The organism is Streptomyces sp. N35, from assembly GCF_016464295.1.
GTDB lineage: Bacteria > Actinomycetota > Actinomycetes > Streptomycetales > Streptomycetaceae > Streptomyces.
Map to the genome: position 1 here is coordinate 69,775 of NZ_JAEIMH010000030.1, position 20,656 is coordinate 90,430.

At 71.4% G+C, this 20,656-nt stretch carries 18 protein-coding genes and 1 pseudogene; 6 read left to right on the forward strand and 13 right to left on the reverse strand.

The window, feature by feature from the left end:
• From JAO81_RS18485 to JAO81_RS18530, 10 genes and pseudogenes are all read right to left on the reverse strand, one after another.
• On the reverse strand, positions 1-493 hold a 493-nt coding region (locus tag JAO81_RS18485), incomplete at its 3' end, for a DUF899 family protein (protein ID WP_199548961.1).
• Between the two features lie 99 nt (positions 494-592).
• Positions 593-1,396, reverse strand: coding sequence for an FkbM family methyltransferase (locus JAO81_RS18490; RefSeq protein ID WP_199548962.1), 804 nt, complete (start codon positions 1,394-1,396; stop codon positions 593-595).
• Positions 1,393-1,635: a Trm112 family protein gene (locus tag JAO81_RS18495; RefSeq protein ID WP_199548963.1), complete on the reverse strand. Its 243-nt coding sequence runs from the start codon at positions 1,633-1,635 to the stop codon at positions 1,393-1,395. The genes JAO81_RS18490 and JAO81_RS18495 overlap by 4 nt, the downstream gene beginning before the upstream one ends.
• A 368-nt stretch (positions 1,636-2,003) precedes the next feature.
• A pseudogene (locus JAO81_RS18500) lies at positions 2,004-2,903 on the reverse strand (hypothetical protein); the annotation flags it as partial.
• 14 nt (positions 2,904-2,917) lie between these two features.
• Positions 2,918-3,667: a class I SAM-dependent methyltransferase gene (locus JAO81_RS18505; RefSeq protein ID WP_199548964.1), complete on the reverse strand. Its 750-nt coding sequence runs from the start codon at positions 3,665-3,667 to the stop codon at positions 2,918-2,920.
• A 114-nt stretch (positions 3,668-3,781) separates the two neighbouring features.
• Entirely contained in the window at positions 3,782-5,083 is a 1,302-nt protein-coding gene (locus tag JAO81_RS18510; RefSeq protein ID WP_199548965.1) for a condensation protein, read from the reverse strand.
• Positions 5,080-9,894, reverse strand: a complete 4,815-nt coding sequence (locus JAO81_RS18515; protein ID WP_199548966.1) for an alpha-(1->3)-arabinofuranosyltransferase — start codon at positions 9,892-9,894, stop codon at positions 5,080-5,082. The genes JAO81_RS18510 and JAO81_RS18515 overlap by 4 nt, the downstream gene beginning before the upstream one ends.
• Positions 9,891-10,619, reverse strand: coding sequence for a class I SAM-dependent methyltransferase (locus JAO81_RS18520; protein ID WP_307813463.1), 729 nt, complete (start codon positions 10,617-10,619; stop codon positions 9,891-9,893). Before JAO81_RS18520 ends, JAO81_RS18515 begins: the two co-directional genes overlap by 4 nt.
• Before the next feature lie 35 nt (positions 10,620-10,654).
• Positions 10,655-11,815, reverse strand: coding sequence for a glycosyltransferase family 4 protein (locus JAO81_RS18525; RefSeq protein ID WP_199548968.1), 1,161 nt, complete (start codon positions 11,813-11,815; stop codon positions 10,655-10,657).
• A gap of 316 nt (positions 11,816-12,131) precedes the next feature.
• The gene (locus JAO81_RS18530; RefSeq protein ID WP_199548969.1) at positions 12,132-13,133 is read right to left on the reverse strand and encodes a DUF3068 domain-containing protein; all 1,002 of its coding nucleotides are present in this window, start codon (positions 13,131-13,133) and stop codon (positions 12,132-12,134) included.
• Between the two features lie 261 nt (positions 13,134-13,394).
• Between JAO81_RS18530 and JAO81_RS18535 the strand changes: the two genes are divergently transcribed.
• Positions 13,395-13,544: a hypothetical protein gene (locus JAO81_RS18535; protein ID WP_199548970.1), complete on the forward strand. Its 150-nt coding sequence runs from the start codon at positions 13,395-13,397 to the stop codon at positions 13,542-13,544.
• Entirely contained in the window at positions 13,544-14,755 is a 1,212-nt protein-coding gene (locus JAO81_RS18540) for a CdaR family transcriptional regulator (RefSeq protein ID WP_199548971.1), read from the forward strand. The genes JAO81_RS18535 and JAO81_RS18540 overlap by 1 nt, the downstream gene beginning before the upstream one ends.
• Positions 14,756-14,859: 104 nt before the next feature.
• Here the strand turns inward: JAO81_RS18540 and JAO81_RS18545 are convergent, their stop codons facing one another.
• Positions 14,860-15,885: a zinc-dependent alcohol dehydrogenase family protein gene (locus JAO81_RS18545; RefSeq protein ID WP_233415553.1), complete on the reverse strand. Its 1,026-nt coding sequence runs from the start codon at positions 15,883-15,885 to the stop codon at positions 14,860-14,862.
• Between the two features lie 76 nt (positions 15,886-15,961).
• Here JAO81_RS18545 and JAO81_RS18550 point away from each other — a divergent pair, with 76 nt between their 5' ends.
• Together JAO81_RS18550 and JAO81_RS18555 are read left to right on the forward strand one after the other, a co-directional pair.
• Positions 15,962-16,903, forward strand: a complete 942-nt coding sequence (locus JAO81_RS18550; RefSeq protein WP_199548972.1) for an AraC family transcriptional regulator — start codon at positions 15,962-15,964, stop codon at positions 16,901-16,903.
• A 101-nt stretch (positions 16,904-17,004) separates the two neighbouring features.
• Positions 17,005-17,643 (forward strand): hypothetical protein, encoded by a 639-nt coding sequence (locus JAO81_RS18555; protein ID WP_199548973.1) that lies wholly within the window; start codon positions 17,005-17,007, stop codon positions 17,641-17,643.
• Positions 17,644-17,661: 18 nt separating this feature from the next.
• Here the strand turns inward: JAO81_RS18555 and JAO81_RS42550 are convergent, their stop codons facing one another.
• Positions 17,662-18,351: a hypothetical protein gene (locus tag JAO81_RS42550; protein ID WP_233415554.1), complete on the reverse strand. Its 690-nt coding sequence runs from the start codon at positions 18,349-18,351 to the stop codon at positions 17,662-17,664.
• 69 nt (positions 18,352-18,420) lie between these two features.
• A complete protein-coding gene (locus JAO81_RS18565) occupies positions 18,421-18,852 on the reverse strand; it encodes a MarR family winged helix-turn-helix transcriptional regulator (RefSeq protein WP_199548974.1) in 432 nt (143 codons plus the stop codon).
• A gap of 206 nt (positions 18,853-19,058) precedes the next feature.
• Between JAO81_RS18565 and JAO81_RS18570 the strand changes: the two genes are divergently transcribed.
• Entirely contained in the window at positions 19,059-20,078 is a 1,020-nt protein-coding gene (locus tag JAO81_RS18570) for an NADP-dependent oxidoreductase (protein WP_199548975.1), read from the forward strand.
• Between the two features lie 72 nt (positions 20,079-20,150).
• On the forward strand, positions 20,151-20,576 hold the full coding sequence (locus JAO81_RS18575) for an organic hydroperoxide resistance protein (RefSeq protein WP_199548976.1): 426 nt from the start codon (positions 20,151-20,153) through the stop codon (positions 20,574-20,576).
• Positions 20,577-20,656 lie beyond the last annotated feature (80 nt).

The window sequence follows — 20,656 nt, forward strand, 5'->3', positions numbered from 1 at the left end:
CGCCGGGAGACAAGCCATGGCACGCGATCCGGGCGGGGGGGGGGGCGCCTACGTCCGCGCCGAAGGGGCTCCCGTCGGTCGAGTACCAGGTCATCCGGTTGCCGACCCGCTCCTTGTACGCGAGCGCCTCGTCGATGGGGCCCTGGGTGACGATCACGAAGCGGGCGTCCCAGTTGTCGAGGAAGTCGAGCCGGGTGAACTGGGAGGTGAGTCCGGTGCAGCCCGAGCACTGCCACTTCTTGCCCGGGAACCACATGTGGTTGTAGACGATCAGCTGGGACCTGCCCTCGAAGAGGTCGACGAGACGGACGGGGCCGTGTGCCGACTGGAGGGTGTAGTCGGGCATCTCCACCATGGGCAGCCGGCGGCGCTGGGCCGCGATGGCGTCCAGCTCGCGGGTGGCGGCCTTCTCGCGTACGCGCAGAGCGTCCAGCTCCTGCTGCCAGGTCTTGGCATCGGCCACGGGTGGTAGCGCCTTGTTGCTGTCGGTCATCGTGCTCATCCCTCTCGGGCAGCGGGCACGCGAAACTTTCGCGTGTGGAGGGTGGACCGCCGTGGGGGACGGAACTCATCGGTGCGGCAGCGGCGGCCTCTATCGCTGCGGCCGCCGCGGGGCCGCGGGGATACGGGCCGGGCTGGGGCGGGGGCCCCGCCGCCGGAAGAGGGGCGGGGTCACGTAGCGCGGGCCCGCGAACGGGAGGATGCGGCGCAGCAGGCCGAGGCCCGCGACGTGGGCCGTGGCGCGCTGGTGGGTATCCAGGTCGAAGTCGTCGAGCGGGAGCCAGGTCGCCGTGGGCAGGACCCAGCCGCGGTAGCCGTGCGCGGTGAGCAGGTCGACGATGGGCGCCGTGGGCTGGATCCGGGCTTCCAGTTCGATGAGGAGCGCCGGGCGGTCGCGCTCCAGGGTCTTCTCCGCGCCCTGGAGGGTGGCCAGTTCGCTGCCGTCCACGTCGATTTTGACGAAGTCGACGTCGTGCAGGCCGAGTTCGTCGACCGGTACGCAGCGGACGTCGACGCCGTGGGTGTGGATGTCGCGGCGGACCAGGGAGGACAGACCCCGGGTGCCGGCGTCGCCCGCCGGGAACCAGAGCCGTGCCGTACCGGGTTTGTCGCTCGTCGCGGCCTGGACCACGCGCACGTTGTGCGGAGTGATCCGCTCCAGGGTGCGGGCCAGATGCGGCACCGGCTCGATGGTCACGACCTGGTGCGCACGGGAGGCGAGGCGGCGCGACCACGGCCCGTACCAGCCGCCGATGTCCACCGCCGTACGGCAGCCGCGCGGCAAGTAGTCGTCGAGATGCGCCAGTTCGGGCTCGAAGCGTGGATAGAGGAGCTGGGCGAGACGGCCCACCACGTGTTCCGGGAGCAGGGGCCCGACGCGTGCGGCGAGGGTCATGAGGAGTCCGTCGCTCCCTTCGCGGCCTCGAGCGGTTCGATCCGCTTCAGGAGGCGTTCGTGCTCCTCGTCCGGCACCTGTTCGCCGGACGACGGCAGCAGCTGGGGGATCCCTTCGAGGATGGGGTAGCGCAGCCGCAGCCGGGGGTTGTAGAGCACCTCCTCGGGGGTGAGGAGATGGAGCGGGCCCTTGTCGAGCGGGCACGCGAGGATCTTGAGAAGGGGGTCGTCGGGGGTCATCGGCAAGGTCAACTCCTTGGCTTGCGGCGGTTGGTGAAGGACTTGGGCGGCGGCGGGGCGCTCGCGGGCGGCACCCGGCGGGGCAGATGGGTCGAGATGGTCCGGCCGGCCGGGGCGATGGGCGGCGGCGGACGGCGGGGGGAGCGGATGTGCTGCGGGGGCGGCTCGGATTCGGATTCGGATCCGGATCCGGGTTCCGGTGTCGACGCGGGATCCGCCTCGCCCCCCGGACCCGCGTCCGTTGCCGGTCCCGCTTCTGTACCGGCAGCCGGTTGCGTACCGGCATCCGCTTCCGTAGCGTCACCCGGCTCCCGTTCCGCACCGGCACCCGGTTCCGTACCGGCACCCGGCCCCGCACCGGCATCCTGCTGCTCCGCACCGGTTCCCGCCTGCGCGTCCCCGTCATGCCGGGGCAGGGCCAGCAGGACCACGACGGCGAGGCCCGTCCCCGCGAGGCGCAGCCCCAGGCGTACCGGATCGGTGGGCAGCGGTTCGCCGTACGCCAGGGTGCCGAGCACCGCGGTGTACAGACTGGTGACCGTCGTGCACACGGGCACGATCAGTGACGCGCGGGAGCGCTGCAGCGCCGCGGCCGACATGATCAGGCCGAACACGCCCGTACAGCACAGAAGATAGGGATACGGGGAGATCAGCAGGTCGAGGAAGCGGTCCATGAAGCGTCGGTCGTCGTCGGCGAGCAGATGGCTGGACACGCCCTTGATGGCAAGGGAACTCACGCCGTAGAGCAGCCCGACGGCCACTCCGTACCCGACGCCGCTGGTGGGCATCCGGTGCCGGTTGCGGGCGCGGCCGTCGACCGCCGTGTACAGCCAGAGGCCGGCCGCGAGCGACGGGACGCACACCACGATGACCGTCAGGACCGGTGCGTGCGTGCCGACCTTGTCCGCGCCCTCCTTGAGGGAGAGCACCACCATCAGGAGCGCGGCCAGGATCGAGGCGATGGCCCAGCGCTCCCGGCTGCTGGTCCGCTCGCCCAGCATCCGCGCCGACAGGATGACGAGCAGCACCAGACCGGAGACGAAGATGCCCTGGGCCGCGGCGATCGGCAGCGTGCGGTAGACGAGCAGCTGCGCGCCGAAGCCCGCCGCGAGGGCCACCGCGCCACCCACCCACAGAGGGCTGCTCAGGACGTGCGCGAGCAGCCGGAAGGGCTGGCTGATGTTGAGCGAGGGCATCGAGGTGAGGGCGCGTTTCTCCAGGACGAAGCCCACGCTGTAGAGCGCGTTCGCGAGCAGTGCCGCCGCCACCCCCCACCACATGGCTAGCCTCCGCCTGAGGGTTTGCGCGCATGGACGAGCAGGATCGAGGACGCCGAGGGCAGCAGGCACGCGGCCCGGTCCAGGGCGCGCAGCGGACGCGGTACGCCGTGGAAGGGCGCCCCCGCCATCCGTACGACCTCGAAACCGGAGGCGGTCAGGAACTCCCGCAGCGCACGGGCGGTGTAGAGGCGCAGATGGCCCACCACCTCCGAGCCCGGGCGGCCGTGGATGCCGCGCAGGCTGACCTCCGAGAACACCGGCTGGACGCCGGCCAGGAGCAGCGCGCGGTTGTACCAGGCGGCAAGGTTCGGTGTGGAGAGCATCAGATGGCCGCCGGGGCGCAGTACGCGGCGCAGTTCGTCGAGGGCCGCGTCCGGGTCCACGAGATGCTCGATGACCTCGCTGAAGAGCACCGCGTCCGCGCAGCCGTCCGCCAACGGCAGGCCGCCGTCGGTGAGTTCGCCGCGTACGACATCGGACATATGCGTACGGGCGCGGCGCAGGGCGTCCTGGGACCAGTCGACGCCGATGACGCGATGGCCGGACAGCAGGGGAGCCGCGGTCAGTGCGGCCGAGCCGTCGCCGCAGCCGATGTCGAGCACTGTCGCGGGTGCGGCCACCGCCGGGCCCAGCGCGTCGGCGAGCATCCGCGCCTGGCGCAGGCTGCGGGCGTCGCCGGAGGCCACGGGCACCGAGGGGTTCTCGTAGAAGTCCCGCAGGCCCGGGCGCGGACGGCGCTGGGTGGTGGTCATGAGCCCGCCGGTCGAGTCGTCGTGGTCATGAGCGTCCCGGTCGAGTCGTCGTGGTCATGAGCGTCCCGGTCGAGTCGGTCGTGGTCATGAGCGCTCCGGTCGAGTCGGTCGTGGTCATGAGCGCCCCGGTTCCGTCGCGTGCAGATAGTGCTCGAACAGATCGCGCAGATGTGACCCGTCGCCCGCGCTGAGCAGTGACTTCGACCAGCGCAGCGCCAGGTGCAGCCGGCCCGCGGTCGACGCGGTCGTGACCGTGAGGCCGCGCGGTACACGGGCCGGCGCCGAGAACCACACGGCGTGCGCCCGGCCCGCGTCGCCGAAGTCCAGCGGGTAGGGGACCCGGCCGATATTGCTGAGCAGGGTGGTCGAGGTCCACGGCCCGACCGCCTTGCGCAGCCCGCGCGTCACCGCCGCCCGCCAGGCCACCGGGACCACCGGAGCGGTCAACAGGGCCGCACCGTGGCCCAGTTGGGGCCGCTCCACGGACTTCAGGGCCCGGGTCCGCTCGGAGGTCAACCGCAGCAGCTCGTCGATGCCCGAAGCGTCCAACTCCTCGGCGGCGAAAGGTACTTCGACAAGGCGCGTACCGTTCCCGATCGGCATCTCCGCGCCGCGCGGACGGTCGTCCACCGGCATCGTGATCCGCATCGGCCGCGGCGCCTTGCCGTGCTCACGGTTCCAGTGCGCGATCATCAGCGCGGTGGCGACCATCAGTTGGTCGTTGACCGTGTACGGGACGCCCTTCTCGCGCCGCGGCACCGGCAGTTCGGCGATCAGCATGCCGTTGCCGGGGGAGCGCTCCGGGGTGCCGGCCGCCACATGCGCGGGCGGCGCCCAGGAACTCGGCATGTCGACGGCCGGCGCTTCGGAGCTCTCGGTACGGACCGGCGGCGCCGCGGGCGCGTTGTCCCGCCCGCCGTACAGCTCGGCCGCCGTGGCGAGCACCCGCAGACAGGCCGGACCGTCAAGGGCCGTGTGGTTGATGGTCAGGAACAGCACGCTCCCGCCCGCCACTTCCGGGTTCTCCACCATTTCGAGCCGGATCGGCGGCGACGCGGACAGCGGCGGCGCCTGGGCCAGCGCCCGTACCCGCGCGTGCTTGAGCGCATCCGGGCCGGACGGCGGGAAACTCACCACCGGCACATCGGGCTGGTCCGTCAGCTCCCACTCGTAGCGCCGCCGGTACCAGCGCCCCGCCGCCTCCCGCATCAGAATCCGCGGATGGCGGCGCAGCGCCGCACCGAAGGCCTCCTGCAGCCGCTGCCGGTCGGGCTGTCCGGGCAGATGCACCTCGATGTGTACGGTCTCGGGCTCCTCCTCCTGCAGACAGTGCCGTGCCACCTCGTCGACCACCGGGAACGGCACCCGGCGCGGGCCGGCCGCCGGTCGCGAGGCGGGATGCTGCACGGCGGTCATCGGTCCTCCGATCGGTCTCCACGGTCTCCGTCGTCGGGAGGGGTGTCCCGGGTCTCCCGCGGGTCGTCGGGACGGGCGTCGTACGGGGGCACCTCGTCGGACGGCGGTGCGGTGTCGGCGGGCGGCGGAGCATCGGCCGGGGGGGCGTCGGCCGGCGGTTCCTCCCCTGTCGGGCGGGGGCGGAGGGCGAGGAGGGTGGGACGGTGGTACGCGGGCGTGCCCTTCGCGGGCGGCTCGAAGACGGACGGTTCCGCGCCGGACGGGTCCTCGGCGGCCCGCTCCTGCGCCGGCTTCTCCAGATCCAGCGGCCACGCCTGCTCCGTCTCCCCGGGCGCCCCCGGCTCCGCGGGCCCGGCGGACTCGGGTGACTCCGCCGACTCGGACTCCGATGCCGCGGCACCGGCGGCACCGGCGGCGCCCGCAGCTCCTGCGGCACCCGCGGCCCCAGCACCCGCGGCCCGCCTGCGACGGGGCAGCCGGAAGGTCGGCCGTTCCTCGTCCGGCTCCGGCTGTGCGGCCCCGCGTCCGCGAGCCGACAGGGTGCCACTGGCCGCGTACGGCGCCGGCGTGCCCAGGGGCAGCGTCGTACCCGAACTGCCCGACGTATAGCCCCCGTACGGACCCGGATCCGGGTGCCCGCCGGAAGCGGGCGCCGCGCCCGGCCCCACCCTGGTGGCCGCCTGCCGGCGCATCCCGTCCGTCCCCACGCTCACAAGGGCGGCGAACAGCGCGATCAGCGCGAGGAGTTGAGCCGCGGGCGAGAACGCGCCTTCGTCCGCCACCGAGGCCTGTCCGGCCCCGGCGGCCGCCGCGATCCCGGCTCCCGCCATCGCCACGAACGCGATCGGCACGGGCAGCGCGTGCCGCCACCAGGCGAGCAGCGCGGGCGCCGGCACGAGCAGGGCGAACGGCCCCGCGATCACCACACCCACCAGGGTGAGCACCACGGTGCCGAGGATCAGCCCGGCGTCCGGCGGCACCGCGGACGGTCCCTGCCGGTTGGTGTCACGGCGCCAGACGACCAGCGCGACCAGCAGGAGCAGGACGAGCACACAGGCCGCGATGAGCCCGATCTCGTAGGTCGCCGCGGGCTCGAACTCGAGATCGATCGTGCCGCTCGCGCCGTCCGGCACCAGGAAGCCCTGCTGCCAGCCGTCGAGCCGTACCGGCGAGAGCTCCTTGCCGTCGAGGGTGGCCTTCCAGCCGTCGTTGAAGTTCTCGTACATCGTCAGATACGCGGCCGCGCCCGAGTCGACCGTCAGGGAGCGCCGGTCGCCCTCCCAGTCGTTGACGGTCAACGACCCCTGGTCCTTGGCGGGTTCGGGCACCGTGCCCCGGGTGAGCCGGACATCGGTGATCGCCAGCGCGTCCTCGTCGCCCGCCTGGACCCGGTGGGTCCCGGAGCCCAGCTCGACGCCGTCCGCGCCGCCGCACAGCTTGACCTCGATGGGGCGGCGCTCCATCAGGTCCTGGACCGTGCCCTCGGCGCTGGTCTGCTGCGGGGAGCCGTCGATGGTGAGCTCGGGCCCGTCACCGCACGCGAGCGTGAAGCGCCGCTCCGGGTCGGGCTGCTTGGTCCGGTACTGCTCCAGGTCGGGCAGGTACACCTCGGTCAGTCCGACCGGAAGCTGCAACTTCTCGTCGGCGAGCGGGTTGTGGACGGTCAGCGGTGCCGTCTCCGTGATGGTGATGTCGAGACGGTCGGTGGTGATCGGGTCGAAGCGGGCGCTGCCGTTCTCGTCGATCCCGACGACGGTCGACCCGTCAGGGGAGCTGATCTCCGCCTTCAGCGGCCGGGTGGACAGGCCGCCGGCCGCCGCGAACACGATGTGGTCGACCTCCTTCGCGTCCGGCCACTTCAGATGGATCACGTTGGAGTCCCCGGCGATCCACGCCGTGGTGAGATCCCCGTCCGTGAGGTTGCGCGGGGACAGGCCCCGGCCCAGCTGGGCCGTCGAATCCGCGGTCGCGATGATCTGCTGCTCCTGCTCGGGCGCGACCTTGTACAGCAGCTTGTCGTAGGCCTCGCCGGGCACCGAGACCGCGCTCGCCTCGAGGCTGTACTCACCGGCCGTCTTCACGTCGAACTGACGGTTCAGGCCGGTCTCCGCCGACAGCGGGGAGAGACCGCCCGGGTCGGAGGAGCGGTGCAGCGAGTACGTGGTCGCCGAGGCCTGGGTGCCGGCGGCGTCCGCGGGCAGCGCGAGCATCCGGTTCACCTCGACCCCGGGTACGGACACCTCGGAGAAGCCGGCACCGGACAGGCCGGGCCGTGCCTCCTCCACGTCCAGGATCGTGATCTTCAGCCAAGTCGCCGATCCGGAGGGCGCCTTGATCTTCTGCTCCGCGCCGTTCGCCTGCAGCGTGCTCTCCACGGCCTTGCCGCCGCCGTCCGTCTCGACCCGCACCCGGGTGGGCGCGGCCCGTACGCCGTTCTGCGCGAGCGGTGTCACGGAGAGCTCGCTCGGTATGTACTGCCGACCGTCGAACGCGACCCGCAGCCACTCACCCTCCGGCTCACCGGCGCTGCCCTCGGTCCAAGCGGTCGAGGGGTTGCCGTCGAAGGCGTTCACCGGGTCGTACTGCGGCAGATAGAAGAACCAGTTGCCGCTGGACGAGGCCGTGACCTCCTTCGCTCCCTGCAGCACGGCCGTCGTCTGGTGGTCGATGCCCTCGCTGGGCAGGACCTGGCGCGGCTTTCGGCCCGCCTCCTGCAGGCTCTCGCTGTGGTTGCGCTCGTCCTTCGTATACGTATAGGAGGTGTTGTTGTTGACCAGGCCGAAGCGGGTGTCGGCCCGGCGCAACCCGTCGCCGACCGCCTGGAGCTGGGGCGATCCGACGCCCGGGTGGTTGTCGCCGGCCAGGACGGTCGGACGGTTGCGCATCGCCGGGTCGGCGGACAGCGGGAGCAGCGCCTCAGGACCGCCGCTCACCACCGCGGTGTTGGCGGCCGGCTTGAGCCCGGCCTGCCCGGGACGCTCGGTGGCGTCCGACGGCGCGTAGATCTCCACGGCGCGCGAGCGCGGATACAGCCCCTCGACCTGGATCGGGGTGTCGTCGGAGATCCGGCCGCCGGTCGTCTGCGGTCCGAGCCCGGTCACGCGCTCGTAGCCGGACTCCTCGAGGGTCCGCTTGACCGTCGAGGTCGGCACGTAGCCCACCTGGTCGGGGTCGAGGTCGTTGCGGACGACGACGTAGTACAGCCCGGCGCGGCTCAAGTAGTCCCGCAGACCCGGCACTTCACCGCCGGTCATCAGCGCCTGCTCGACCGCGTCCATCGCCCGCCGGTTGCCCGGCTGTCCGAACGGCACGTAGTCCCGCTGGGCGAAACGCGATTCGGCGAGCACGTCGAGGGGCTGGTCGATGGGGGAGCCCCAGCTGTAGATGCCGTGCGCGGTGGCGGGCACGACCAGGGCACGCGAGTCGGGCGAGTACTTCTTCAGCCAGTCGGCCGTCGCCTGCCAGTACGTGGGCAGCTTCTGGAATGAACCCGGCTGCAGGATATTGCCGTTGAGATACGGAAGCAGCAGCCCGGGGATCACCAGGACCGCCGCGATCACGGGCGCGAGGCGCCGTCCCCGCACGGGACGTGCGCCGCGCGAGACGGCGGCGACCCCGACGAGATGCATGAGACCGAAGGCGAGCGCGAGCGCGAGACCCGTCTGGAACTTGTAGATGTTGCGGAACGGCACCAGCCAGCCGTCCAGCCAGCCCTGGAAGGTCTCGGCGAACGGAGCGCCGAACGCACCCCCGTAACCCGCCATGGTGACCAGGACGACCGAGATCACGGTCAGCACCAGCCAGCGCCGCTCCGGCAGATCGCGCCGGGCCAGGCCCGCGAGACCGAGGGCGGCGGCGAGTGCGGAGCAGACGATGAGGAGCACGCCGGTGGCCACGTCCCAGCCGGCGGGCAGCCAGGGTTCGCCGAAGTTCAGATACGCCACCCAGTTGCCGCCGCCGCGCAGCACCTCCGTGCCGGACATGGTGGCCGTGGTGGTCTCGGCGGTCTCCACGTACGGCAGGAAGTTCTCGCCGTGGATGCCGAGCAGCAGCAGCGGGACGATCCACCAGGCGGTGGCGAGGATGACGCCGGGCACCCACCACAGGATCATCGCCCGCTTGCGGGGGCTGTTCGGGCGGGACAGGAGATAGAGGCCGACGGGCAGCAAAGAGGCGAGCACCGAGGCCGCGTTGACCCCGCCCATGAACGGGATGATCGCGGCCGAGCGCAGCGCCGCGAGCCGTGCGCTCACCCGGTCGTTCGCGAGCGGCAGCAGTACCCAGGGCAGGACGGCGCCGGGCAGGGCCGCCGCCGAGGTCGAGCCGACGACGATCGTGTACGTGGGCCACAGGGCGTAGACCATCGCGCCCAGGAGGCGCGAGTGACGGCTGCCGATGTCGAGGCGTTCGGCCAGGCGCAGCGCGCCCCAGAACGCGGTCGCGACGATCAGCGACATCCACAGCCGCTCGGTCAGCCAGACCGGCAGCTGCAGGAGGTCGGCGATCCCGTAGAAGGGGAGCTGGGGGAAGGCGTAGCCGATGTACTGGTCGGAGATGCCGCCGAACCCGTTGCGGTCGTGCCACAGCTGACCGAGGTCGCTGAAGAACTTCCACGGATCGACGTTGACACCGAGTTTGGTGTCGAAGGTCATACGTCCTGGCGCGGCCGCCAGGAAGAGGACGAACACCACGGCCCAGAACCCGAGCAGCCAGCGCCGCGAGCGCGGCCCTTCGGGCGGCCCCTGGGTCGGCGGCGCGTTGGGCGCCGGCGCCTGGGGCGGGAGCTGCGGGGACTGGACCGTGCTGGTCATGGACACCGCCGGAGAATGAGAAGGAGATTCCAAGTGGCGAACTCACGCAGTCCGGGCACTCTCGTCACGGCCCCCGCCAGGAACGGCCAGTAGCGGGAGCGGGCCGAGACGATCTCGACGTCGTCCCGGGCCCGTACCTGGCGGAGTGTCGTGCCGATGTGGATCGCGTAGAGGTTCTCGCCGAGTGTGTGCTTGGCGGGCCTCGCGGTCCGCCGTTCGTAGCGTCTGCGGGCGCGCTCGGCGCCCAGGTAGTGCCAGGGCGCCCACTCGTGGCCGCCCCAGGGGGAGAACCAGTTCGTGAACGACACGTAGATCAGTCCGCCGGGCCGGGTCACCCGCACCATCTCGCTGAGGAAGGTGCCCGGATCGTCCACGTGCTCGAGGACGTTGGACGAGAAGGCCACATCGGCGACCCCGTCCGCGAGCGGAAGCAGATAGCCGTCGGCGAGCACGGTGCCCTTCGGGGGCTGTTTGCCGATTTCGCCGGCGTCGGGTTCGAAGAGATAGCTGTGCGCGCCGCGCCGGCGGAACTCCTCGGTGAACCAGCCGCCCCCGCCGCCGATGTCGAGGACCGTACGGCCTTCGAGGGGACCGTACGCCTCCACCTGGTCGGCGGCGTCGCGGGCGAGCAGCGTGTAGCAGTGTTCCGGGTCCTGCTGTTCGCGCAGGAACGCACGGAACAGGGCCAAGGACCTCCGTACGGAAGGATCTTTGGTCCTCCGCACGGAAGAGTCCTTGGCCGCCGCCCCCGTAGCTGAACTCACCGCACCCGCCCTCGCCTCAGTGCGACCGCCTCCGCGGCCACGGCCTGGAACTGGCGCACGGTGTGCGACCAGCGGTAGCGCGCCGCTCTGTTGGCGGCCGCCTTGCCCATGGCCTTACGGCGCTCCGCGGACAGCGCGAGCGTGCACCAGGCCGCCGCGAACGAGGACTCACCGCGGGCGAGGATGCCGGTCACGCCGTCCTCCACGGAGTCCCTGAGCCCGGGAACATCGAATCCGATCGCGGGAGTCCCGCGGGTCGCGGCCTCCGTGACGACCAGGCCCCAGCCCTCCACGGCGGAGGGGTGGAGCAGCAGCCAGGAGGCGCAGAGCAGCCGGTGCTTCTCGGCCTCCGATATCCGTCCGGTGAACTGGACGCCGGGGCCGGCCAGTTGCTCGAGCCGCTCCCGCTCGGGACCGTCACCGACGATCACGAGGCGGCCGCCGGTGACCGGGCGGACCCGCTCCCACAGCCGCAGGAGCAGATCGATCCGCTTGTACTCGACGAGCCGGCCCATCGCGAGGAACAGGGGCTCCTCCGAGCGGGGTTCCTGCGGGCCGGGCTCGTCCACGCCGTTGTGCACGACGCGGATGCGTTCACGCGGTACGCCGATCTCGCGCAACGCCGTTGCCGTCGAGGGGGAGACGGCGACCAGGAGATTGCCGCGCTGGGCGCCGGACAGCGCCCAGTGCTCGAGTCTTCGGCCGAGCCGGGCCGCGGGGCCCGGATAGCGCATCCCCCACAGGTCGGTGTGCACATGGTTGACCAGGCACAGCGTCGGTCCGCTGTGCCACAGGGGTGCCAGGTACGGCATGCCGTTGCACACCTCGACGAGCAGGTCGCAGTCGCCGACCTGACGGGCGAAGGCCGAGCGGGCGCGCAGATGGTGGGCGAGGTCGCCGCCGGCGGAGACCACTCGGTAGTCGCGGTAGGCCGCGGGCCCGCCGCACAGCAGCGTCACCTGGTGGCCGGCGTGGGTCAGGCCCTCGGCCAGCTGGTCGACGAGCAGTTCGCTGCCGCCGGCGGCCGGGTTGCCCAGGTCGCGGCGGGCCAGGAACACGATGCGGCGCGGGTAGGGCGGTACCGCGCTGTCGAGGGCAGGGTGCAGGGCCTCCTGAGGGGAAGAGTCGCGCAGCGAGGGGGGTACGTGCTGGGGCATTCGAGCTCCAACTCGTCTCGGGGTGCGGAACGTCTGTGGGGGGATCGTTCGGGGGCCGATAGGAGGTGGCTGGGGCCTTTCCTTACGGTCGTGCCGCGCTGTGGGGGAGCACGTCAACTCAGGTGGTGCGAGTGGGGATTTCCGACTGTGGACCGGCTGTGCACTTTCGGTAGGGCTCTCAAGTGGAGAGACAGTTTTCGCCCCCGTGTTCGCTCCGGCTACTCACGGAGGTGACAATTTCGGGCCCACTTGGGGCTGACGGCTCATCACTTCGTGAGGAAGTCCTCGGTGGCACCCGGGTATTGGGGCAAGTGGTCTAAACCGGGGCAGAAACCGGTGCGGGCGCCGGCGATCCCGATTCCGGTTCGTTCGGCGGCCCGGCGTTCGGCCGTTCCCGTCCGCGGATGACGAGCACCGCGCCGACCGCGACCAGTACGAGTCCGAGTGCCCCCGCCCCGACGGGCAATGTCCCGCCGACCAGCTTCAATCGGGCGCTGTCGTCCTCGGCCAGCGCGACCTGCGCCTTCTGGGTCTTCTCGGTGAACGCGATCTTCTCGCTCTCGAGCAGCACCACCGCGTCCTCGTCCGAACCCGGCGCCCGCAGCGTCTTCTTGGGCCCGATCTGCGCGTAGATGATGCGGCCCGTGCGCTGATCGGCGACCAGCTCGATCCCGTGGTTGGCGTACCACTCCTCGGCCATCACCTGGCCGGCCTTCGAGCCGACGAGCACGCCCGGAACCTGGCGCGTCCCGGTCTTGACCGGCGCCACCTTCGCCTTGAACAGCAGGCCCTCGTACCCCTGGACCTTCCGCTTGCCCTCGTACGTGAGCGGCACCGTCGCGCCGAGGGTGTTGTCCCACCAGCGGTAGGAGCGTTTCTCCACGTCGAAGGGGAACTTCAGATACGCCTCGCCCTCGAAGTAGGGCTCTTCCTGGCAGCAGTGCACGGGCCGGTTGGTCTCGCGGTCCGTGACCCAGCGTTCCTGGGTCCACTGCAGCGAGTCGTGCGGCGAGGAGGCCGGCAGCGACTTGTCCGGATCAACCGAGGTGACCACGTCCCAGACGGCCACCTCGTCGCTGCTGTCCGCGACATCGCCGCGCACCTGGCGGGTCACCGTGAGGTTCTGGTTCTTCAGGGTCTCGACCTCGCCGGTGTCGAAATACGCGCCCTTGCCGGTGAAGACGGTCGTCGTGTCGATATCGGTCGGAGTGCGCTTGGCGCGCGGTTCCACGTACCACGCGAGCAGGGGGGCGAGGACGAGCAGAAACACGCCCAGCCCCAGGATGAACAGCGACAACGGGGAAGCGGTACGGCGCATCCGGGCACTCCAAGGAGGGTTGGGTCGAGTGCGGCACCCCGGTCGAGGGCGCCGTTCGGTGGTGCGCGAGACGTGCACGAGCTGTACAAAAACAGCATGTGCTGTATGGGCCGGGAACCGTAGGCGCACTCTTGACGCACTGTCAATGGACCCTCAACACTGGGCACTTGCCGGATGGGGCCGGCAGTGGACCGGTTGGGCTCTCTACCGATACGGGTTGTGGTGACCACTCAACCCGTGAGTCGAGAGGCGGACCCCGTCATGCACAGACTTGTCGCCGGCGCACTCACCGCGGCCGTCGCCGCGGTACTCGCTGTCGCCGCAGCGTTCGGCATCGTGGCGCTCCTGAACGCCACGCCCGACCAGCCCAACACCCCGCTGATCAGTTACGAGACGCCGCAGGACCGCTGATGGCCGTGACCGGCCACTCGGCGTGGCGCGACGTACCGCGCCTGCAGATGAAACTGTTCACCGAACGCGCCCTCGACGAGGTGCCGCGGCTCGCCGACGACATCCTGCGCGAGATCCGCCGCGAGTACCCCCAACTCCAGCTCGTCCTGGACGAGTCGGGCGAGCCCATGGCCCTGATCGGCATCCGCCGCGCCCTCGACGGCTTCGTACGGGAACTCGCCACCCGCGAGGACCGGCCGCGCTATCAGCTGGAGATCTTCCAGGAGTTCGGCCGCGGCGAAGGGCTGCACGGCCGCACCCTCGACTCCCTGCAGGCGGTCTACCGCCTGGGCGTGCGGCTCGCCTGGCGCCGGCTCACCGAGATCGGACAGGAGGTGGCGATCCCGCCCCCTGCCATGTACGAGCTCGCCGAGGCGGGCTTCGAGTATCTGGACGGCCTTGTGGACTTGTCGGTACGTGGTTACGCCGAGGCAGCGGCCCGTCAGGCCGGTGAACGCCTGCGACTGCAGCGCAAGTTGATGGAGCTGCTGCTTGCCGAGCACCGCAGCGATCCCTCCGACCTGCTCGCCGAACGCGCCGCCCGCGTCGGCTGGGACCTGCCCGAACAGGTAGCGGTCGGCGTCCTTCGCCGCCCGGCCCGCGAGGCCATGGCACCCCCGGTCGGCCAGGGCGTCCTGCTCGACATGGAGAGCGAGCAGCCGCGCATGGTCGTGCCCGACCCGGACGCGGCCGGCCGCGCCGAGCATCTGCGCCGCGCGCTGAGCGGCTGGTCCGGCGCCATCGGCCCGCCCGTGCCGCTCGCGGACGCGGGCAAGTCCCTGCGCTGGGCGGAGGCCGCGGTCGGTCTCATGGAACGCGGACTGCTCCCCGCCGGCGAAGTCCTCTTCTGTACGGAGCACACCGAGGCGCTCGTCCTGCTCCAGCCCGAGGAGCTCCTCGACGACCTCGCCCGCCGCTGTCTCGCGCCGCTCGCGCACTGCGGCCCCTCCCACGGCCGCCGCCTCGCGGAGACCATGCTCGCCTGGCTGGAGACCCGCGGCGGCGCCCCCGAGGTGGCCGCCCGCCTCGGCGTCCACCCGCAGACCGTGCGCTACCGCCTGCGCCAGATAAGGGAGTTGTGGGGCGACGAGGTCGACGACCCGGACCGCCGCTTCGAGCTGGAACTGGTGCTGCGGGCGCAGCGGTTGAGGGGGGTGCTCGGGGGCGGGTGAGGGGGAGCCAGGCGATCCGCGGGGCGGGTGAAGCCGTCTCTCACGCGACCCAGGGGCGGGCGGAGCCGTACGTCATGCCACCCAGGAGCAGGCGAAGCCGTACGTCATGCCACCCGCACCACGATCTTCCCGGTGTGCGCGGAGGACTCCATCAGCCGGTGCGCCTCCTGGATCCGGTCGAGCCCGTCGAAGGTCTCCGCGATCACCGGCGCCAGAGCACCCGACGCGAGACCCGAGGCCAGATACGCACCGGCACGGTCACGGAAGCCCGGATCGTCGATGAGGACGCCGTTGTTGTACGTATGCACGGTGAGCGGCCAGTTGAAGGAGAGGTGGATCGGGCCCGGGTCCAGCCACCCGTAGAGCACCACCGTGCCACCGGGGCGCAGTGCGTCGCCCACCGCCCGGAAGCCGGGGCCGCCGATCGCGTCGAAGGCCAGGTCGGCGCCCTTGCCCCTGGTGATCCGGTGGACCTCCTTCGCGAGGTCCTCCGTGTCCGTCACGATCACATGGGCCGCGCCCAGCTCCAGGAGCCGCTCCCGCTTGCTCTCGCCCCGCGTGGTGACGACCGGGATCGCGCCCGCGCGCCGTACCACCTGAATCGCCGCCGTCCCCACACCACTTGAGGCGCTGGTGATCAGCACATGGTCACCGGGTGCCATGCGCGCGGTCTCGTGCAGGGCGCCGTACGCGGTGGTGTACGTCAGCCAGGCCGCCGCGGCGGTGCGCGCGTCCGTTCCCTCAGGGCTACGTACCCAGAACTCGGCCGGGTGGACGACCCGTTCGGCATGCACCCCGTGCGTGCCGAAGTCGAAGCCGGCGGTAGCGAGCACCTGATCCCCGGGCGCGTACGCCGTGACCCCCTCGCCCACGGCCTCGACCACCCCCGCCGCCTCGTAGCCGAGCCGTGAACCCGGCAGCGTCGCCTGGTAGTAGTAGCCGCCCGAACGGAACAGCGCCTCGGCCCTGTTGAGCCCGATCGCCTCGACACGGACCTGGATCTCGCCCGCGCCGGGGGAGGGCAGCGGCACCTCCTCGACCTTCAGGACCTCGGGACCGCCGAGCGAGTCGAAGACGACGGCCCGGGTCATGCCTGCCGTCCTGCCCTTGCGCTGTGTGTCAGTTGTCATGCCGACGACGCTACGGAGCAGAGAAGAGACGATCCATGTCTGTCTGCCTCCCAGTTATGTCCTATCGTCTTGCCCCGTGGATGTATTGAGCGATGCCATCGCCGCCATGCGGATCGGCCGGCCGCACTCCTCCCGCAGCGTCGAGCGAGGACCCTGGGGCATACGGTTCCCCTCCTCCGACGGAGCGGGCTTTCATGTCGTCCTCCAGGGCTCCGCCTGGCTGCTCCCGCCCGCGGGCTCCGGCGCACCCGTCGCCCTCGGCCCCGGCGACATCGTCTTCATGGCCCACGGCAACGGTCACGGACTCGCCGACCACCCTGAAACCCCTCTGGAAGAAGCCCGGTTCAACCCCGACGGCAGCTGGATCGCACCACCGCGCCCCGACGGCCCCGTACAGCCCGGCGACACCCTGATGATGTGCGGCGCCTACCAACTCGACCGACGGCGCGCCCACCCCCTCCTTTCCGCCCTGCCGCCGTACATCCACCTGCCCGCCCGCGTCGGCACGCACGACCGGCTGCGCTCGGCCGTCGACCTCCTCGGTGCCGAACTGGCCGACCCCCAGCCAGGATCCGACGCGATCGTCCCCGCGCTCCTGGACTCGCTGCTGCTCTACCTGCTGCGCACCTGGTGGCTGACCGACCGGCCTGACTGCCCGGCGGGCTGGGCCGGTGCGCTGAGCGATCCGGCGGTGGTGGCCGCCCTGCACGCACTGCACGACGACCCCGCGCGGCCCTGGACGGTGGAGGAGCTCGGCGCACGCGCCGGACTGTCCCGGGCCGCCTTCGCGCGCCGCTTCACCACGCTCGTCGGGCAGCCGCCGCTCACGTATCTGACCTGGTGGCGCATGACGCTCGCGGGCCGCGCCCTGCGCACGGGCGACGCGCCGCTGCGCGTCCTGGCCCAACAGGCGGGCTACACCTCGGAGTTCGCCTTCGCCAAGGCCTTCAAGCGGGAATACGGAGTCGCCCCCGGCCACTACCGCAAGCAGGGCGCGCCCCTGGCCCGTACGGCCTGAGCGCGTCCGTCACCGGACACCACAGGACTCACTGTTTGCCACAGAACTTTCACAGCGCCTGCATCTGCCGTTACCGCAGGTGGGCCTAGCCTCCCCACACCATGGACTACTGCCACCCCTGTCGCCGCCACCTCAACGGCGCCCTGGCCTGCCCCGGCTGCGGAACCCCCGTCGACGCCGTGCGCCGGTACGCCGAGGAGGTCGCTGCCGTCGAGGCGGCACCGGAGTCGGACCAGCCCGACGAGCAGCCGTCGGGCACCCGCTCCCACCGCGGCAGGCGCGCCCCGCGCTCCCGCGCGTCCCAGCGCGCGCACCGCCGCAAGCGGCACAAGGTGCTTCTGATCACGGCCGGTCTGGCGCTCGCGGCGGGCGGTCTGAGCCTCGCGGAACTGGGCACGGAGCACCCCACGGAGAACGTGGCGGCCCCATCGGCGTCCCCGGACCGTTCCGTACCGGACCCGTCCATGTCCTCGTCCTTCGCGGAGACCGGCACTGCGAGCGATGGGCCCACGTCGGCCGCGCAGCCCACCCGTCAGCAGGCCGAACCGAGCGCGTCGGAATCCTCGTCCGCTCCCGTGCAGAGCCCGGACGGCAGCGCCTCGGCGCTCGATCCGGCGCCGTCCGACGACGATCCGCCTGCCACGAGCGCACCCCGCCCGACCCGCACGTCGAAGCCGAAGCCGAAGCCCGAGCCGACCCCCTCGAAGGACTGCGAGCGCTTCCTGTTCTGGTGCACGTGAGCCCTCAGCGGCGGGAGGTCACCAGTCGACGTGCGCGGTGATCCACCGCGTCAGCGCCTTCTCGTCCTCGGCGGGCGGCAGTTCGGGCCCGCAGTCCAGCGGGGTGAGCGACAGCTGGAGGTGCGTGAGATAGCCGTACGGCCCGTTGTCCGCGTGCGGACCGAGGACCAGGGCATGGGTGGCGGTGCGCCAGATCCGGTGGGTCATCGCGGAGCCGGTGACCACGGTGGCGTCGCAGACCACGGTACGTTCCGGCCCCGCGCCCAGCTGCTCGGTCACGGCCTGCGCCGCCTGGGCCAGCACCGCTTCGCAGTCCCCGACGGTCGCGGGGCGCAGGCCCGTCCAACCGGGCTGGGTCGCCCAGTCCTCCATCTGCCCGTACAGCCAGGGGCCGTTGGTCATGTCCTCGTCCTCCGGATCGACGGGATAGAGCTCGCCGAAGGCCAGGAGGTGGAGCCCCTCGGGGTCACCGAACGGTTCGTAAGGGTTGTCGCAGCAGTGCATATGTCCGTGCCCGGTCCGCATGTACCCGTCGAAAACGGCGTCGTCCGTGGTCCAGCCGCGCCGGGCCAGCTCGGCATCGGTCGCGTCCTCGTCCCCGCGCAGCTCCGTCGTGGCCGGCAGGGCGAGCAGCTCGGCGACGGCCTCGGGCGTCAACGGGCGGTGGGCCAGGGCGTGTACGGGCAGATCGGGTGCGGGGTTCGGCATGCGGGCCACTGTAGGAGCGCCCACTGACACCGCTCGGACCGGGCGCATCGGCCCGGCCCGTACGCGACCTCAGCCCAGCATCCGTGCAAGCAGGTCCCGCAGCACCACCCGCTCCTCGTGCGAGAGCTCGGCCAGCGGTTCGCGGGCGAAGGCCAGACCGTCGCGCAGCTCCCGGGCGGTGCGCCGGCCCTCGTCCGTGACCGCCGCGAGCTTCACACGCCGGTCCTGCGGATCCGGGCGCCGCTCCACCAGGCCCCGGGCCTCCAGGCGGTCGATGATGCCGGTGACATTGGACGGCTCGCACTTCAGCCGTACCGCGATCTTCCGCATCGGCAGCGGTTCGAGCGTGAGCAGGGCGAGGACCCGGGCCTGGGCGCCGGTCAGCGAGTGTGCGCCCGCGGCCCGCTCGTACTCCTCGTGGTAGCGCGCCACCACGGTGCCGATCAGTTCGACGACCTCGATGGTGAGCGGGTCGACGCGGGGTACGGGGGTGGTGGCCATGCTCACCAGGGTACCCATTTACTTGACATAGTGAAATATCAAGCCGCATGGTTGTTTCACCACCTGAAATAAATCGCCGTCCGAAGCGAAGCACCACCTGAAGCGAAGCGCCACCTGAAGCCAAGCACCACCTGAATCCGAACCACCTGAATCCGAACCACCGGCTGACGCACCCCCGCCGTCCGCACCGTCAGAAGGGCCGCCCCATGTCTTCCCTCCCCGCCACCTCCCGCGCCTGGCACCTCGTCGCCCGCCCGCACGGCTGGCCCAAGACCGAGGACTTCGCGCTGCGCGAGACCCCGCTCGACGCCCCCGCCGAGGGCCGGATCCTGGTGAAGAACCTGCACTTCTCCGTGGACCCGTACATGCGCGGCCGCATGAACGACGTGAAGTCCTACACCCCGCCCTTCCAGCTGGACCAGCCGATGGACGGCGGCGCGGTGGGCGTGGTCGTCGCCTCGAACGCGGAGGGCTTCGCCGAGGGCGACCACGTGCTGCACGGCCTCGGCTGGCGCGACTACGCGGACGTGCCCGCCCAGCACGCCAAGAAGGTCGACCCGGACGTGGCGCCGCTCTCCGCGTACCTCGGTGTGCTCGGCATGACCGGTCTGACCGCCTACTCCGGCCTCCTCGAGGTCGCCTCCTTCAAGGAGGGGGACGCGGTCTTCGTGTCCGGCGCGGCCGGCGCCGTCGGCAGCCAGGTCGGCCAGATCGCCCGCCTCAAGGGCGCCTCGCGCGTGATCGGCTCCGCGGGCTCGGACGACAAGGTGAAGCTGCTGGTCGAGGAGTACGGCTTCGACGCGGCCTTCAACTACAAGAACGGCTCCGTGGCCGAGCAGCTCAAGGCCGCCGCTCCCGAGGGCATCGACGTCTACTTCGACAACGTCGGCGGCGACCACCTGGAAGCGGCCATCAGCCGTCTCAACGTGCACGGCCGGATCACGGTCTGCGGACTGATCTCCCAGTACAACGCCACCGAGCCGCCGGCCGCCCCGCGCAACCTCGCGATGCTGATCGGCAAGCGCCTGCGCATGCAGGGCATGCTCGTCATGGACCACCAGGACCTGGCGCCGCAGTTCATCCAGGAGACGGCCGGCTGGATCGCCTCCGGAGAGCTCAAGTACCGCGAGACCTTCGTCGAGGGCATCGAGAACGGCGTGGACGCGTTCCTGGGTGTGCTGCGCGGTGACAACACCGGAAAGATGATCGTCAACCCGGTCAAGTAATCTGCCCCAGAGAGCCTGTCAGGGTCGTGGGCGCGAGCCCGGCGGGCACACAACAGGAGGAAACGCTCTTTCATGGCTATCCAGCAGTCGGACGTCAAGTACACCGCCGTCGCCACCGCCGAGAACGGCCGTGACGGCCGCGTCGCCGCGCAGTCCGGCAACCTCGACGTCGTCGTGAACCCACCCAAGGAGATGGGTGGCTCCGGCGCCGGCACCAACCCCGAGGAGCTCTTCGCCGCCGGTTACGCGGCCTGCTTCCAGGGTGCGCTCGGCGTCGTCGCCCGCAACGAGAAGGCCGACATCACCGGCTCGCGCGTGACCGCCGAGGTCGGCATCGGCCAGAACGACGAGGGCTTCGGCATCATCGTCGCCATCAAGGCCACCATCCCCACGGTCGACATCGCCAAGGCCCAGGAGCTCCTGGACAAGGCCCACCAGGTCTGCCCGTACTCCAAGGCCACCCGCGGCAACATCGAGGTCACGGTCGAGGCCGTCTGATCCGCCGCAGCCTCTGTTCGACAACGGGCGCGCCCCCCGGCCCGGGGGCGGCGGGCGTGGTGGTGCGCCTTGTCCCTTAC